Source organism: Delftia sp. 60, assembly GCF_002754395.1.
Classification (GTDB): Bacteria; Pseudomonadota; Gammaproteobacteria; order Burkholderiales; family Burkholderiaceae_C; genus Comamonas; species Comamonas acidovorans.
In genome coordinates this window covers 1,359,072-1,372,350 of record NZ_PEFD01000001.1, presented here as the reverse complement: position 1 = coordinate 1,372,350, position 13,279 = coordinate 1,359,072, and the positions used below count along the sequence as shown (strand labels likewise).

15 protein-coding genes are annotated in these 13,279 nt (G+C 67.9%); 10 read left to right on the top strand and 5 right to left on the bottom strand.

Annotated features, from left to right (window positions below; genetic code table 11):
- Positions 1-20 precede the first annotated feature (20 nt).
- Positions 21-869: a 3-hydroxybutyryl-CoA dehydrogenase gene (locus CLV01_RS06235; protein WP_012203129.1), complete on the top strand. Its 849-nt coding sequence runs from the start codon at positions 21-23 to the stop codon at positions 867-869.
- A gap of 75 nt (positions 870-944) precedes the next feature.
- Here the strand turns inward: CLV01_RS06235 and CLV01_RS06230 are convergent, their stop codons facing one another.
- The gene (locus CLV01_RS06230; RefSeq protein WP_099734748.1) at positions 945-2,273 is read right to left on the bottom strand and encodes a HipA domain-containing protein; all 1,329 of its coding nucleotides are present in this window, start codon (positions 2,271-2,273) and stop codon (positions 945-947) included.
- A complete protein-coding gene (locus CLV01_RS06225) occupies positions 2,270-2,674 on the bottom strand; it encodes a helix-turn-helix domain-containing protein (protein ID WP_043825756.1) in 405 nt (134 codons plus the stop codon). Before CLV01_RS06225 ends, CLV01_RS06230 begins: the two co-directional genes overlap by 4 nt.
- A gap of 213 nt (positions 2,675-2,887) precedes the next feature.
- On the opposite strand from CLV01_RS06225, the gene CLV01_RS06220 reads away from it, so the two are divergent.
- The 3 genes from CLV01_RS06220 (at position 2,888) to CLV01_RS06210 (ending at position 4,744) form a co-directional block, all read left to right on the top strand.
- A complete protein-coding gene (locus CLV01_RS06220) occupies positions 2,888-3,703 on the top strand; it encodes a crotonase/enoyl-CoA hydratase family protein (RefSeq protein ID WP_099734749.1) in 816 nt (271 codons plus the stop codon).
- A 92-nt stretch (positions 3,704-3,795) separates the two neighbouring features.
- Positions 3,796-4,263 carry a MarR family winged helix-turn-helix transcriptional regulator gene (locus CLV01_RS06215; protein ID WP_012203127.1) on the top strand — a complete coding sequence of 156 codons (468 nt, stop codon included), beginning with the start codon at positions 3,796-3,798 and terminating at the stop codon, positions 4,261-4,263.
- Between the two features lie 64 nt (positions 4,264-4,327).
- Positions 4,328-4,744 (top strand): organic hydroperoxide resistance protein, encoded by a 417-nt coding sequence (locus tag CLV01_RS06210; RefSeq protein WP_012203126.1) that lies wholly within the window; start codon positions 4,328-4,330, stop codon positions 4,742-4,744.
- On the opposite strand, the gene CLV01_RS06205 is transcribed toward CLV01_RS06210, so the two are convergent.
- A complete protein-coding gene (locus tag CLV01_RS06205; RefSeq protein ID WP_099734750.1) occupies positions 4,745-5,548 on the bottom strand; it encodes a 2'-5' RNA ligase family protein in 804 nt (267 codons plus the stop codon). It abuts the gene before it with no gap.
- On the opposite strand from CLV01_RS06205, the gene CLV01_RS06200 reads away from it, so the two are divergent.
- Both CLV01_RS06200 and CLV01_RS06195 read left to right on the top strand, forming a co-directional pair.
- Positions 5,547-6,611 carry a serine/threonine protein kinase gene (locus CLV01_RS06200; RefSeq protein WP_099734751.1) on the top strand — a complete coding sequence of 355 codons (1,065 nt, stop codon included), beginning with the start codon at positions 5,547-5,549 and terminating at the stop codon, positions 6,609-6,611. The genes CLV01_RS06205 and CLV01_RS06200 overlap by 2 nt on opposite strands.
- 116 nt (positions 6,612-6,727) lie before the next feature.
- Positions 6,728-7,678: a diguanylate cyclase gene (locus CLV01_RS06195; protein WP_099734752.1), complete on the top strand. Its 951-nt coding sequence runs from the start codon at positions 6,728-6,730 to the stop codon at positions 7,676-7,678.
- A 51-nt stretch (positions 7,679-7,729) separates the two neighbouring features.
- Here the strand turns inward: CLV01_RS06195 and CLV01_RS06190 are convergent, their stop codons facing one another.
- Positions 7,730-8,203: a hypothetical protein gene (locus CLV01_RS06190; protein WP_099734753.1), complete on the bottom strand. Its 474-nt coding sequence runs from the start codon at positions 8,201-8,203 to the stop codon at positions 7,730-7,732.
- A gap of 278 nt (positions 8,204-8,481) precedes the next feature.
- Between CLV01_RS06190 and CLV01_RS06185 the strand changes: the two genes are divergently transcribed.
- A complete protein-coding gene (locus CLV01_RS06185; RefSeq protein WP_439822635.1) occupies positions 8,482-9,693 on the top strand; it encodes an MFS transporter in 1,212 nt (403 codons plus the stop codon).
- A 23-nt stretch (positions 9,694-9,716) separates the two neighbouring features.
- On the opposite strand, the gene soxR is transcribed toward CLV01_RS06185, so the two are convergent.
- Positions 9,717-10,187, bottom strand: coding sequence for a redox-sensitive transcriptional activator SoxR (gene soxR / locus CLV01_RS06180; protein WP_013804325.1), 471 nt, complete (start codon positions 10,185-10,187; stop codon positions 9,717-9,719).
- Positions 10,188-10,316: 129 nt separating this feature from the next.
- On the opposite strand from soxR, the gene CLV01_RS06175 reads away from it, so the two are divergent.
- From CLV01_RS06175 to CLV01_RS06165, 3 genes are all read left to right on the top strand, one after another.
- Entirely contained in the window at positions 10,317-10,844 is a 528-nt protein-coding gene (locus CLV01_RS06175; RefSeq protein ID WP_099734754.1) for a RidA family protein, read from the top strand.
- A 46-nt stretch (positions 10,845-10,890) separates the two neighbouring features.
- Positions 10,891-12,147, top strand: a complete 1,257-nt coding sequence (locus tag CLV01_RS06170; RefSeq protein ID WP_099734755.1) for an MFS transporter — start codon at positions 10,891-10,893, stop codon at positions 12,145-12,147.
- 199 nt (positions 12,148-12,346) lie between these two features.
- Positions 12,347-13,264: an urease accessory protein UreD gene (locus tag CLV01_RS06165; protein WP_099734756.1), complete on the top strand. Its 918-nt coding sequence runs from the start codon at positions 12,347-12,349 to the stop codon at positions 13,262-13,264.
- The last annotated feature ends 15 nt before the right edge of the window (positions 13,265-13,279 follow it).

Here is a 13,279-nt window from a genome sequence, read left to right as displayed (position 1 = left end):
GTTTGAGGAGACTGACAGTCATGGCAATTCAAACCGTAGGCATCATCGGCGCAGGCACCATGGGCAACGGCATCGCGCAGGCCTGCGCGGTATCGGGCATCGACGTGGTCATGGTGGACATCTCGGAGGCCGCCGTCCAAAAGGGCGTGGCCACCGTCTCGGGCAGCCTGGACCGCCTGATCAAGAAGGAAAAGCTGACCGAGGCAGAGAAGACCGCCGCCCTGGCCCGCATCAAGACATCGACCGACTACGCGGCCCTGAAGGGCGCGCAACTGGTCATCGAGGCCGCCACCGAGAACTACGAGCTCAAGGTCAAGATCCTCAAGCAGCTGGACGCCCTGCTGGATGCCGACGTCATCGTCGCCACCAACACCTCGTCCATCTCCATCACCCAGCTGGCCGCCGTGACGGGCCGTGCCGACAAGTTCATCGGCATGCACTTCTTCAACCCCGTGCCCATGATGGCGCTGGTGGAGATCATCGTCGGCCTGCAGACCAGCGACGAGACACACGCCACGGTCAAGGAACTGTCCGAGCGCCTGGGCAAGAGCCCCATCACCGTGAAGAACGCCCCCGGCTTCGTGGTCAACCGCATCCTGGTGCCCATGATCAACGAGGCCTTCTTCGTGCTGGCCGAAGGCCTGGCATCGGCCGAGGACATCGACGCCGGCATGAAGCTGGGCTGCAACCAGCCCATCGGCCCGCTGGCCCTGGCCGACATGATCGGCCTGGACGTGTGCCTGGCCGTGATGGAGGTCTACCTCAAGGAATTCGGCGACAGCAAGTACCGCGCCTGCCCCCTGCTCAAGGAAATGGTGGCCGCCGGCCGCCTGGGCCGCAAGACGGGCCGCGGCGTGTACAGCTACTAATACACCGCCCCCAAGGCCAAGCGAAGGCGAAGGCAGCTCAGGCTGGCCTTCGCCTTTTGTTTTGGTGGCCGCGCGCTATTTGGTTTTGCGCACCAGCGCCAACATGTCCTCGATGACGATGTGACGTATCGACCTGAGCATTCTCAGGTGGGCACTTCTTGTGGAATGGTCCATTGCAGAGTCGGCAGGCTGGTGGAGCTGGCCAGCCTCGAATTCTGCGATCAACGTATCGGCCTGCGGAGCCAGCATGCCAAGCATCCTGTCGAGCACACGTCCGCTTGTGCTCTGGGTCAGGCCCAAGGCCGTACCTGCGGCCAGCAGCTTTCCGTAGGTCACGTCGGCAAAGAAGGCCGCACCCGCAAGCGGAACCGTCAGCCGCTCCTGTGGCCATACCGCATGTTCATCGGCGTAAGCCCGCGTGTGATAGACGGCGGTGCTCAGGAGATCGTAGAACGGCGCCAGCCTGACGCCGCCCCGGTCCACCAGGAACGACAGATTCTTCAGATGACTGTCGCTGTTGCCCACCAGGGTGTTGAACAGCAGCCACTGATAGATGCCCATCCGGGCTTGCGCCTTTTCGCGGCAGCGGTCCATCAACGACGCCAGTGTCTGGATGCTGGCTCCTTGATATTTGAAAGTCCGGGCCAGGTCGAGCAGTTGGCAGGCATCCACCACATGCAGTCGCAGCCACTCCTGGGACGCTTCATCAAACACGCGGTCAAAGCGGTTGATGACATAGGCCGGCTCGGGCGTGTACAGCAGGTGCACCGGCGGCACATCAAGCCCCAGGCGCCCGGCAAGCTTCATGGTGAAGGCCTCGTTGACGGTCGAGTGCGGATAGCCTTCGGCCGTGGAGTCCGGCTTGAGGATATGGCTGGAAGCCGTCCCTTGGAAGGGTTCCTGCAGGCGAGCGGTTTTCTCGTCGTACAGCACCACCATTTTGTGCTGCGCTCCCGCCAGGGACATGCGCTTGGGTGATCCGGCATGCAAGGATATGCGCGGCAAGTTCCTGAGTCTCAGTGACAGTTCGCCGAACTCCAGCCTCCTTGCGCCGCGCTCGGCTGCACCCGCCCCAGGCGGCAGCAGGACCAGGGATCCGGCCGATTCCGCGCCAAGGGCCTGCAAAAGGCCGAAGGCATCGTGCTCATTCACCTCCAGCTCTTTGCTGATCGCACTGCGCAGTGCTTCCTCGGGCAGCAGGTTGTCGAAGAACCATTGGACGCTACGGTGCGTAGATCCGTCGATGTGCCTGCGCTTTGCCAAGGAAATGCCGGGCGCCAATGGGAAGGCGCGAGGGTCGCCCATCCACTCCTCCTCATAGGCAAAGCCCCAGACATCCCTGTTTTCGACCAGCTTTCCGGCAGGCCGGCCGTTGATGAATACGTCCAGGATGCGTGCGGTCACGGCCTGTTCTTTTCGAAGGCAGTGCGGAAGAACGCATCGTCCGAGTCACGGGCACCGGGCTCCTCCCTGACTTCAGCGGCTGGCCCTCCGTCCGGTGCGCCCTGGCGCGTTCGGTACTCGTGGGAACCATGGGGCTCAGGTGGCAGCCTGGCCTGGCGGCGCTGCAGATAGGCCTGCTCGGTTCCCTCGGGAAGGTCGATGAGCACCTCGATTCCCAGTTCGGACAGCAGTTGCAGCACGCGCCCAAACTGGACCGTGGGCTTGCCGCGCTCCACGTCCCGCACAAAGACATGGCTCACGCCTGCGGCGCCTGCTGCATCGTCCTGGCGCAAGCGTCGCGCCTTGCGAACGGCCCATACCGCGTCACCGAGTGCATCCACAGAGTCGATGGAGATCTTCATGGCTTCAATGAAATCGAAATCATGGTTTCGATCTTATCGATCGGCAACGGCGCTGGCAATGAATCGAAACGACCTTATCGATTTTCATCGAGCAGCTTCCCAAACCCCAGAAAAACGAAAGCATTGCTTAGATATTCACCCCCTTTTCAACCGTCCTCTGCGCGACTGCACCTATCCCTGGCCTGCACTAAGGTCCATGCGCAGGAGACAACCATGGACATCAACACCCCCACCCCGCCGCCCGAAGGCTGCATCAGCTGCGAAGTGCGCGGCCATGTGCTGCTGATCGGGATCAACCGCCCCGCCAAGCGCAACGGCTGGACGCCGCCCATGTTCCAGCAGCTGGCCGAGGCCTATACGCGCCTGGACGACGATCCCGAGTTGCGCGTGGGCGTGCTGCATGCGTTTGGCAGCCATTTCACGGCAGGGCTGGACCTGCCGGTGATGGCGGAGTACCTGCGCTCGGGCAGGAAGGCCATCCCGCAAGGCCTGGTGGAGCCGCACGACTACGGCCTGGTCGGTTACCGGCGCCGCGCCAAGCCCATGGTGGTGGCAGTCAAGGGCATTTGCTTCACGGTGGGCATCGAGCTGATGCTGGGCGCCGACATCGTGGTCGCGGCCGATGACTGCCGTTTTTCCCAGCTGGAAGTGCAGCGCTGCATCATGCCCACGGGCGGCGCCACGCTGCGCATGGCCGAGCGTGCGGGCGTGGGCAATGCCATGCTGCACCTGCTCACGGCCGATGAGTTCGACAGCGCCGAGGCCTATCGCCTGAACTTCGTGCAGAAGGTGGTGCCGACCGGCCAGGAACTGGCCGAGGCCCTGCGCATTGCCGAGCGGATTGCCGCCCAGGCCCCGCAGGCCGTGGTGGCCACGCGGCTCAATGTGCTCAAGGCCATCGAGCTGGGCCAAGCCGCCGCCGTGGCCGACTTCATTCCCGTGCAGCAGCGCCTGGCCAGCAGCGAGGATGCCGCCGAAGGCGTGCGCTCCTTCATCGAGAAACGCCCCGCGCGCTTCACGGGCCGGTAGGCCTTTCTCGCCCTCCCGATCTTCCCCTCCGATCTGGAGGGATTTCCTCAATTAAGTTGTGCACAATTTAATTGACAGCAATAATTCCACCCATGCCACGCAACGCCCTGCCCACCGACACCCCCGAGCTTCTGCGCCTGGACAACCAGGTCTGCTTTGCGCTGTACTCGGCGTCGCTGGCCATGACCAAGCTCTACAAGCCCCTGCTCGACGGCATCGGCCTGACCTATCCGCAGTACCTGGTGATGCTGGTGCTGTGGGAGCGCGACGGCCTGACCGTGTCGGAGATCGGCGAGCAGCTGACCCTGGATTCGGGCACGCTGACGCCGCTGCTCAAGCGGCTCGAAGGCGCGAACCTGCTGGAGCGGGTGCGCGATGCGCAGGACGAGCGCCGCGTGCGCATCACGCTCACCCCGCAAGGCCGGGCACTGCGCGATGCGGCTGAAAAGATTCCCGCCTGCGTGCTGCAAAGCACGCAGTGCACGCTGCCCGAGTTGCAGGCGCTGACGCAGCAACTCGGCGCACTGCGCGAGCGGCTGGCGCCGCGCCGCAGCGACTGACAACGGATTGCCGATTTCCTCCACCCGTCCGCACAGCCGGACAACTTTGCAAAAGGAAGACACCATGGCCCAGCTCGAAAAAGTCCTGTACACCGCACGTGCCCACACCACCGGCGGCCGCGACGGCGCCTCGCGCACCGATGACGGACGCCTGGACGTGACCCTTTCCTCGCCAGGCACCAGCGGCACGGGCACCAATCCCGAGCAACTGTTCGCCGCAGGCTACTCGGCCTGCTTCATCGGCGCCATCAAGGCCGTGGCCGGCAAGCAGAAGATCAGCCTGCCGCAGGACCTGTCCATCGACGCAGAAGTGGACCTGGGCACCATCCCCAACGCCTACGGCATCGCTGCCCGCCTGAAGGTCAGCCTGCCCGGCATGGACAAGGCCGCCGCCCAGGCCCTGGTGGACGCAGCCCACCAGGTCTGCCCCTACTCCAACGCCACGCGCGGCAACATCGACGTGCAGATCACCCTGGTCTGATCAGGCCCAGCCCGGCCGCTCCCGCCATTGCAGCCTGCGACCCCGGAGGTCGTAGCGTGCATGGCAGGTCAACGGGCCGTGCAAGGCGTCGGCTGCATAGCTGACCAGCGCGATCTCGCCCACGGCGGCCTGCCAGTGCTCCAGCATCGGCAGGCCGCTTATCCATTGCAGCACCTGGGCGCGTGGCCAGGCGGCGTTCCAGGCGCCCAGCGTCACATGGGGCACGTAGGGGCGCAGCGCCTCGGTCAGCGCCAGTTCGGGTCTTGCCGGCCTGAGTGCACCATGCAGCATGCCCAGCGTGGGCCCGCCCTGGCTGCGGTCGCGCACCTGCAGATACGGCGCCATCTCGAAACTGCCCCAGCCGCCGAATTCCAGCTGCAGCGGTGCGGCCGGCAGGTCCTGCAGCGCGCGCAAGTCGCGCGATAGTTCCGCCGCGCCGTAGGCGTCCGGCAGGGCCGCATCGCCATCCAGAAAGCCGGCCGTGGCCAGGGTCACATGCAGCTGCCGCTCGTACCGCGGAACCAGCGCAGTGGCCAGGGCCTGGCGCGCCTGCGCACAGGCGCGGCGCACGGTTTCGCCCTCGGCAGGGCCCAGCGCATGGATCTCCAGCACCCACACCGCATAGCGGCGCCGGCCCAGGTGCCAGCCGCTCCAGTCGTCGGATGCGCCTGCCGCACTGGAGCTGGCGCTGGCGCTCGCTATGGCATGGGATTGCAGGAAATGGGGCAGCAGCGGCACGGCGGGCGAATCGGCGAAGGCTAGGCAGCCGCACAGCTTAAGCCAGCCCGGCGACAATCGGCCCATGTCCGCCACACCGCACGATCCTGATCTGAATGTCGTCCCCGACGACAACTCGCACGCCTATGCCCGCCTCACGCCCGACGTGGTGCTCGACGCCCTGGCCTCGGTCGGCCTGTGGGGCGACGGCCGGCTCACGGCCCTGGCCTCCTACGAAAACCGCGTCTACCAGGCCGTACTGGAAGACGGCGATCGCGTCGTGCTCAAGTTCTACCGCCCGGGCCGCTGGAGCCGCGATCAGATCCTGGAGGAGCACGCCTTCAGCGCCGAGCTGACGGCCGCCGAAGTGCCCGCCGTGCCCCCGCTGGTGCTGGAAGGCGCCACGCTGCACAGCCACGCGGGCTTTGATTTCTCGGTCAGCCCCTGGCGCGGAGGCCGTCCGCCCGAGCTGGACGACTTCGAGGTGCTGGAGTGGACCGGGCGCTTCCTGGCACGCATCCACACCGTGGGCGCGGCCCGGCCCTTTGCGCACCGGCCGGCGCTGGACCTGGCCAGCTTCGGCCACGACTCCATGCAGTGGCTGCTGGACCGGCAAATGATTCCGCTGGAAGTGGAATCCACCTGGAAGGCCGCCTGCCAGCGCGCGCTGGACCTGATGGCACCCGCCGCCGACGGCATGAGCGCGGCCGGCCACTTCGGCCTGCACAGCGCGCGCACGCTGCGCCTGCATGGCGACTGCCATCCCGGCAACGTGCTGTGGACGCCGCTGGACGACGAAGGCCGCGGCGGCCCGCATTTCGTGGACCTGGACGATGCGCGCACCGGCCCGGCCGTGCAGGACCTGTGGATGCTGCTGTCGGGCGACAGAGGCCAGCGCACGCGCCAGCTGGGCGCCCTGCTGGATGGGTACGAGCAGTTCCGGCCCTTCGACCGCCGCGAGCTGGCCCTGATCGAGCCGCTGCGCACGCTGCGCCTGATCCACTACAGCGCCTGGCTGGCGCGGCGCCAGGACGACCCGATCTTTGCCATCAACTTCCCCTGGTTCGGCACGCCCGACTACTGGCGCGGGCAGGTGGACATGCTCAACGAGCAGATCGAGGCCATGCAGGAAGAGCCTCTATACGCCTGAGGCCACCGGGCTGCCTGCCTCCCGAAGACAGATATCTTTACAAATTGTCCAAGCCCGCGGCGCCCTATCCAGGGCTGCGGGTTCCGGGGTATTCTCGGCCCGAAATCCCATCGGCCATGCCCTACTCCGCCTTCCCTCCATCGCTGCCCAACCCGCTACAGCCCTTGCCTGCCGCGCAAAAGGTGCTGGTGGTGGACGACGTTCCGGACAACGCCACCATCATCTGCCAGGTGATCAAGGATCTGTGCGGCCCGCTTGTGGCCTACACCGGCGAGGAGGCGCTGGCCCTGGCCCGCCAGTACCTGCCCGACCTCATCCTGCTGGACATCCGCATGCCGGAGATGGACGGCTTCGAGGTCTGCCGCCGCCTCAAGGCCGACCTGCAGACCGCGCATATCCCCATCATCTTCCTCACCGCGCTGACCGAGCCCCATTGCGAGGAACTGGGCCTGAACCTGGGCGCCGTGGATTTCGTGACCAAGCCCTTTCGCCCGGCCGTGCTCAAGGCACGCGTGCGCACGCATCTGGAGATTGCGCAGCAGCGCCAGATGCTGCAACTGCTGTCGCACAGCGACGGGCTGACGGGCGTGGCCAACCGGCGTTTCTTCAGTGCCCAGCTGGAGCGCGAGTTCATGCGCCTGCAGCGCCTGGGCGAGCCGCTGTCGCTGGTGATGATGGACGTGGACCACTTCAAGGCCTACAACGACTACTACGGCCATCTGGTCGGCGATGAATGCCTGAGCCAGATCTCCCAGGCCATTCAGGGCGCGCTGCACCGGCCGGGCGACCTGCTGGCGCGCTATGGGGGGGAGGAATTCGTCTGCCTGCTGCCCCATACGGCGCTGGATGGCGCGGTGCTGGTGGCGCAGGGCATCGTCGATGCGCTCAGGCTGCTGGACCTGCCTCATGCTGCCTCGCCCCTGGGCCAGGCACTGACCGTGAGCCTGGGCGTGGCCTGCATTGCGCCTTCGCCCACCAACAGTGCCCAGCAACTGCTGGCCGATGCCGATCGGCGCCTTTATCTCGCAAAAAACGCTGGTCGCGACCGCATCGTCTGGGCGGGGTGATCAGAAGCACCCCCTGAGGCGCTACGCGCCTTTCCCCTGTCTCGCACCGGCTCAGCAACGTCCATCTACGCGGCAGGTCGGCACGACCTGACCGCTGGCATCACGCCATTGCACCTGGCCGGCCGGGGCCTGAGGCGGGGCGGCAGGCGCTGGCTCCGGGGCCGGGGCCGGTTGAACGTTGGAGCGCTGCGGATCGTGCAGCACGGTGGATGAACCCACGCCCACGCCGACCCGCGCGCCACCCACGCCTGTGGAGGCGCCCACGCCTGCGCTGCCCAGCACCTGGCCGCTCTGGTTGACGCCGACGCCAACGCCGACCGGGCCCACGCCCGTGCCGACCCCGGCACTCAGTCCGCCACTGCCCAGCCCCACGCCCACCGAAACGGGGCCGACCGGAATTCCGATGCCCACGCCGCCACCCACCGAGCCGCAGCCGGCCAGCAGCAGCGCGCAGGCGCCAAGCGCGGGCCACGCTGCCTTGCGGGATGGCTGGGAGGTCATGAAAGCGGAGGATGGAACTGGCATGCCGGACTCTCTGGACAAGGGAAAACACAGGGACGGCCACAGGGTACACCCGCCCGCCCGGCGCACGATGCCAGCCGTATGCCCGGGTCCATGCCAGGGGCTCGGAGGCAGCGAAACACTCAGGACACGCGGGTTTCTTAGAATTCACCCATTGGCCTGCGGGTCATTCCAGATTCCATGCGCTCCCGGACAGTGCCGTGGCGCCCCGGTGGCGCCAGGCCTGCGCGGCGCCGCTTTCCCTTTCGCTTTCTTCGCGCTCCCTTTTCGCTCCCTTTTCTATGCAAACCCGTTGGCCACCCTATGCGTGGGTGTGTTTTTCCATGTGCGTGGGTGTCATGGGCACCGCCCTGGCCAGCCCGCTGTACCCGCTGTACCAGCAGGCCTGGGGGCTGCAGCCCAGCCACATCACGCAGATCTTCGTGGCCTATATGTTCGGCGCGCTGGCCAGCCTGCTGTTCCTGGGCCGGCTGACCGACCGATTCGGCTTTGTCACCGTGCTGCGCGCCGGGCTGATCCTGATGACGCTGGGCGTGCTGGCCTCCGCCGTGGCCTGGAACGTGCCCAGCTTTGCGCTGGGGCGCGTGGTTATCGGCGTGGCTTCGGGGTTGATCACCACCTCGGCCTCGGTGGGCATGACCCGGCTCAACAACCGGGGCGACCTGCAGCGCGCCGCGGCCACGACCAGCCTGACCATTGCCTTCGGCTTCGGGCTGGGCCCCGTGGTGGGCGGGCTGATCGCGCAGTGGCTGCCCTGGCCGCTGGTCACGGCCTACATCCCCTCGCTGGGGCTGGGCCTGCTGGCCGTCTATGCGCTGTACCAGGTGCGCATCGCCGAGCCGGCCGAGCTGGCCTCCACCCAGGCACGCGCGCTGCACTGGCGCGATTTCATGCCCACCATCACGCTGCCGGAGCGCCGCTTTGCGCGCCACTACGCACTGGGCGGCATGTGCGCGTTCTGCGCCTTCGGCATGTTCAGCCTGTTCGCATCGCTGGCGCCCAGCTTCATGCAGCGCATGGTGCCTTGGCACGGGCCGGCTGTCTCGGGCCTGTCCATCGGCGTGATCCTGTTCCTCTCGGCGGGCTTCCAGTACCTGGCGCGCCCGCGCCCGACCAAGGGCTCGGCCATTGTGGGTTTTGCCTGCCTGGTGGCCTGCAACCTCCTGCTGCTGGTCAACAGCTTCGCGGGCTCGGCCCTGCTGTTCGCGCTCAGCGTGATCACCACGGCGGCGGGCCACGGCCTGTGCAACCTGGCGGGCATGTCCATCGTCAACAAGGTCTCCACGCCGGCCACGCGCACGGGCCTGCTGTCCACGTACCTGGTGGTCGGCTACCTGGGCACCATCGTGCCCATCCTGGGCCTGGGCTGGCTCTCGGACCATATCGGCATCACCGAGGCCCTGGTCGCCTACTGCATCGTCATGGGCGCGCTGGCCGGCTGGCTGTGCTGGATGTGCACGCGCACGCCCACGCTGCCCATGCCCAAGCACTAGTTCCGCCAAGGGCGCATGCCTGTTCAGCGAAAGTGCGGCCCCGGCCCGTCTTCGGCCAGGCAGTCGCCGTCATTGCGCAGCGGGCAGACCTTGAGGGACAGGCAGCCGCAGCCAATGCAGCCGTCGATCTGGTCGCGCAGCTGGGTCAGACCCTGGATGCGCGCATCCAGCGCATGGCGCCAGCGCGCGGACAGCGCGGCCCAGTCGGCCTGCGTGGGCGTGCGGCCGCTGGGCAGGTCCTGCAGCGCCTCGGCAATCTCGGCCAGCGGCACGCCCATGCGCTGGGCCACCCTGATGACCGCCACGCGCCGCAGCACGGCACGCGCATAGCGGCGCTGGTTGCCGGGCGTGCGCAGGCTCTCGATCAGCCCCTGGCGCTCGTAGAAATGCAGTGCCGAGACGGTGATGCCGCTGCGCCGGGCGACTTCGCCCACGGAAAGGATGGCCGGCCCGTCATGGTCGGACGCGGTGACACCGGCAGAAGACAGATTCATGGCAGCAGGAAAATAGGCGCAGGAAAAATAGGTCCAAGCAGGCTTGCATTTGACCTCAACTTTGGTTGAGGTTTCACACTGGCAAGCCTCGCCGCCCGGTCCGGCCCACTCTCAGACTCCAAGCCATACATGCCACACGACGCACTTGCCACCTCCTCGGCGCAGCCCGCCGCTTCCACGGCCCCGCAACTGCACCATCTGCAGCCCGCCGGCCTCTACGACGCCACGCCCAACGGCTACACCCATGTGGTCACCGTGCACGGGCCGGCGCAATGGGCCTTCGTCTCGGGCCAGGGGGGCGAGAACCAGGCGGGCGACCTGCCCGACAGCTTCGCGGCCCAGGCGCAGCAGGCCCTGTCCAACCTCAAGCTGGCGCTGCAGGCGGCGGGCGCGGACATGGGCCAGGTGGTCAAGCTGACCCTGCTCATCGTCGACCACTCGGAGGCCCGCTTCAACGACTGGCAGGCCGCCGTGCGCCTGCATTGGAGCGACGGTGCCCCCAGCGATGGCGCCCCCAGCAATACCCTGCCGCGCTTTCCGGCCTGCACCCTGATCCCCGTGCCCCGGCTGGCCCTGCCCGGCATGCTGATCGAGGTCGATGCCGTGGCCGCACTGCCCGCCCACGCCCAGCCCGCACGGCCGCCGCTGTGGGTCTGAGCCATCCGTTTGCCACCCATAAGCAGATAACACAGGCATTCGTCCGATGAACAGATCCTCCCCGGCCCCCGCCCTGCCCTCGCCGCCCATGCAGGCCACCGCCACGCCCGTGCTGCCCCAGAGCACCCTGCTGCTCATGGCCACGGCCTGCGGCCTGTGCGCGGGCGCCAACTACTTCAACCAGCCGCTGCTGCACTCCATCGCCATCGACCTGGGCATCAGCGAGGCGCGTGCCTCGCTGACGGTGACCATGGCCCAGGTCTCCTATGCGCTGGGACTGCTGCTGCTCGTGCCGCTGGGCGACATGCTGGAACGCCGCCGCCTGGTGCTGGGCCTGATGCTGCTGGCCGCGCTGGGCATGCTGGCCAGCGGCATGGCGCACAGCTTTGCGCTGCTGGCGGCGGGCACGCTGATGACGGGGCTGTTCTCGGTCGCGGCCCAGGTGCTGGTGCCCATGGCGGCCAGCTTTGCGGCGCCCGGCGCCAGCGGGCGCGCCGTGGGCCTGGTCATGAGCGGGCTGCTGATCGGCATCCTGGCGGCACGCAGCGTGGCGGGCCTGCTGTCGGAGCTGGGCGGCTGGAATGCCGTCTACTGGGTGGGCGCCCTGGCCACGGCCGGCGTTGCCCTGCTGCTGCGGCGCGCGCTGCCCCTGGCGCAGCCGGCCCAGCCCATAGGCTATGGCGCGGTGATGCGCTCCCTGCTCACGCTGGCACGCGAGCAGCCGCGCCTGCGCAGCCGGGCGCTGATCGGCGGCATGGGCTTTGCCACGGTGAGCGTGCTGTTCTCGACCATGGCACTGCTGCTGGCCGGGCCGGGCTACGGGTTTGGCGATGCGCAGATCGGCCTCATCGGCCTGGTCGGCGTGGCCGGCGCCCTCATGGCCAACATGGCCGGCCGGCTGGCCGACCGGGGGCTGGAGCAGCGCACCACGCTGGCCGGCGGCCTGCTCATGCTGGCGGGCTGGGGGGCGCTGTGGCTGGGCGGCACCAGCCTGTGGTGGTTTCTGGCGGGACTGCTCATCGTCGATGCCGCGCTGCAGGCCCTGCACATCAGCAACCAGAACGTGATCTACGCGCTGGCACCCTTGGCGCGCTCGCGCGTCAATGCGGTCTATATGACGGGCTATTTCATCGGCGCCTCGGCAGGCTCGGCCGTGGGCTCGGCGGTCTGGCTGCACTGGGGATGGACAGGTGCCAGCGTGGCAGGCCTGATTCTGAGCCTGGCCACGCTGGCCGTCGTGGCCTGGGACAGGTCCCTCGCGCGCCAGGCAGGCCAGGCAGATCGACAACAGGGCCGCGCGTAAGAAAGAGCACCAGCCTGCGGCACGCTGCGCAAGAATGCACTGCAAACGTGCCGTCTTGCGCGCCTTGCCATGCAGGAAACGCACCAATCCGATGCGCCAGCGCACCAGCATGGCGCAACCGCCACTGCACCGGATTGGCACGCTAAATGCATGACAAAGGCCGTTACAACCACCACGCCCTGTACCGCCCGTCACGCCCATGTCCGCAGCGCTACCGATCACCGCCGTGCCCGCTTGCGCCTCGGGCTGGCAGGCCATGCTGGACCTGCGCTTCGGGCACCGCGCCGGCCAGGGCAGCGTGCTTTCCCACGCACGCCACAGCGGCCCGCTGCGCGTGCAAAAACCGCTGCACCCCGAAGGCCCCGGCATCTGCCATGCCGTGCTGCTGCACCCGCCCGGCGGCGTGGCCGGCGGCGACCAGTTGCAGATCGATGTGACCGTGGAGCCCGGCGCCCACGCCCTGCTGACCACACCGGGCGCCACGCGCTGGTACAAGTCCCAGGGCCGCCCGGCCGCGCAGCGCGTGCGGCTGCGCGTGGAAGAAGGCGCCATCCTGGAATGGCTGCCACAGGAAAACATGCTGTTCGCCGGCGCCGACGCCACCATGGCGCTGGACCTGGATCTTGCGCCGGGCGCGCGCGCCATCGGCTGGGATGCCGTGGTGCTGGGCCGCTATGGCGCGGGCGAGCACTGGAACCACACCGGCACCGCCCACTGCGCTGCCGCGCACCTGCAGCTTCACAACCGGCTCGCATGCGGCGGACGGCCGCTGTGGCTGGAGCAAGGTGAACTGCACGCCGGCCATGCCCTGCTGTCCAGCCCCGTTGCCTGGGCAGGCTTGCCCATACAGGCCAGCCTCTGGGCCGTGGCCCCGGAACCCCTGGCGGCCATGGAGCCATTGAGCGAGCAACTGGCCGCCAGCCTGCCCTGGAGCGATGAAGTGCGCGCCGGCGCCAGCCTGCTGGCCGGCCAGGGCGGCGCACCCTCGGTGCTGCTGCTGCGCGTGCTGGCACGGCGCATGGAGGCGGCACGGGCCGTGCTGCATGAAGGCTGGCGCCTGCTGCGCCCGGCCCTGCTCAATCAACAAGCCCGCCCCCCGCGCCTGTGGGCCACCTGATCAACGGAGACTCAT

Excerpts from the sequence above, each read along its gene's own strand:
- CLV01_RS06235 (WP_012203129.1), top strand. The coding sequence starts at position 21 with ATGGCAATTCAAACCGTAGGCATCATCGGCGCAGGCACCATGGGCAAC.
- CLV01_RS06225 (WP_043825756.1), bottom strand. The coding sequence starts at position 2,674 with ATGAAGATCTCCATCGACTCTGTGGATGCACTCGGTGACGCGGTATGG.
- CLV01_RS06220 (WP_099734749.1), top strand. The coding sequence starts at position 2,888 with ATGGACATCAACACCCCCACCCCGCCGCCCGAAGGCTGCATCAGCTGC.
- CLV01_RS06215 (WP_012203127.1), top strand. The coding sequence starts at position 3,796 with ATGCCACGCAACGCCCTGCCCACCGACACCCCCGAGCTTCTGCGCCTG.
- CLV01_RS06210 (WP_012203126.1), top strand. The coding sequence starts at position 4,328 with ATGGCCCAGCTCGAAAAAGTCCTGTACACCGCACGTGCCCACACCACC.
- CLV01_RS06200 (WP_099734751.1), top strand. The coding sequence starts at position 5,547 with ATGTCCGCCACACCGCACGATCCTGATCTGAATGTCGTCCCCGACGAC.
- CLV01_RS06205 (WP_099734750.1), bottom strand. The coding sequence starts at position 5,548 with ATGGGCCGATTGTCGCCGGGCTGGCTTAAGCTGTGCGGCTGCCTAGCC.
- CLV01_RS06195 (WP_099734752.1), top strand. The coding sequence starts at position 6,728 with ATGCCCTACTCCGCCTTCCCTCCATCGCTGCCCAACCCGCTACAGCCC.
- CLV01_RS06190 (WP_099734753.1), bottom strand. The coding sequence starts at position 8,203 with ATGCCAGTTCCATCCTCCGCTTTCATGACCTCCCAGCCATCCCGCAAG.
- CLV01_RS06185 (WP_439822635.1), top strand. The coding sequence starts at position 8,482 with ATGCAAACCCGTTGGCCACCCTATGCGTGGGTGTGTTTTTCCATGTGC.
- soxR (WP_013804325.1), bottom strand. The coding sequence starts at position 10,187 with ATGAATCTGTCTTCTGCCGGTGTCACCGCGTCCGACCATGACGGGCCG.
- CLV01_RS06175 (WP_099734754.1), top strand. The coding sequence starts at position 10,317 with ATGCCACACGACGCACTTGCCACCTCCTCGGCGCAGCCCGCCGCTTCC.
- CLV01_RS06170 (WP_099734755.1), top strand. The coding sequence starts at position 10,891 with ATGAACAGATCCTCCCCGGCCCCCGCCCTGCCCTCGCCGCCCATGCAG.
- CLV01_RS06165 (WP_099734756.1), top strand. The coding sequence starts at position 12,347 with ATGTCCGCAGCGCTACCGATCACCGCCGTGCCCGCTTGCGCCTCGGGC.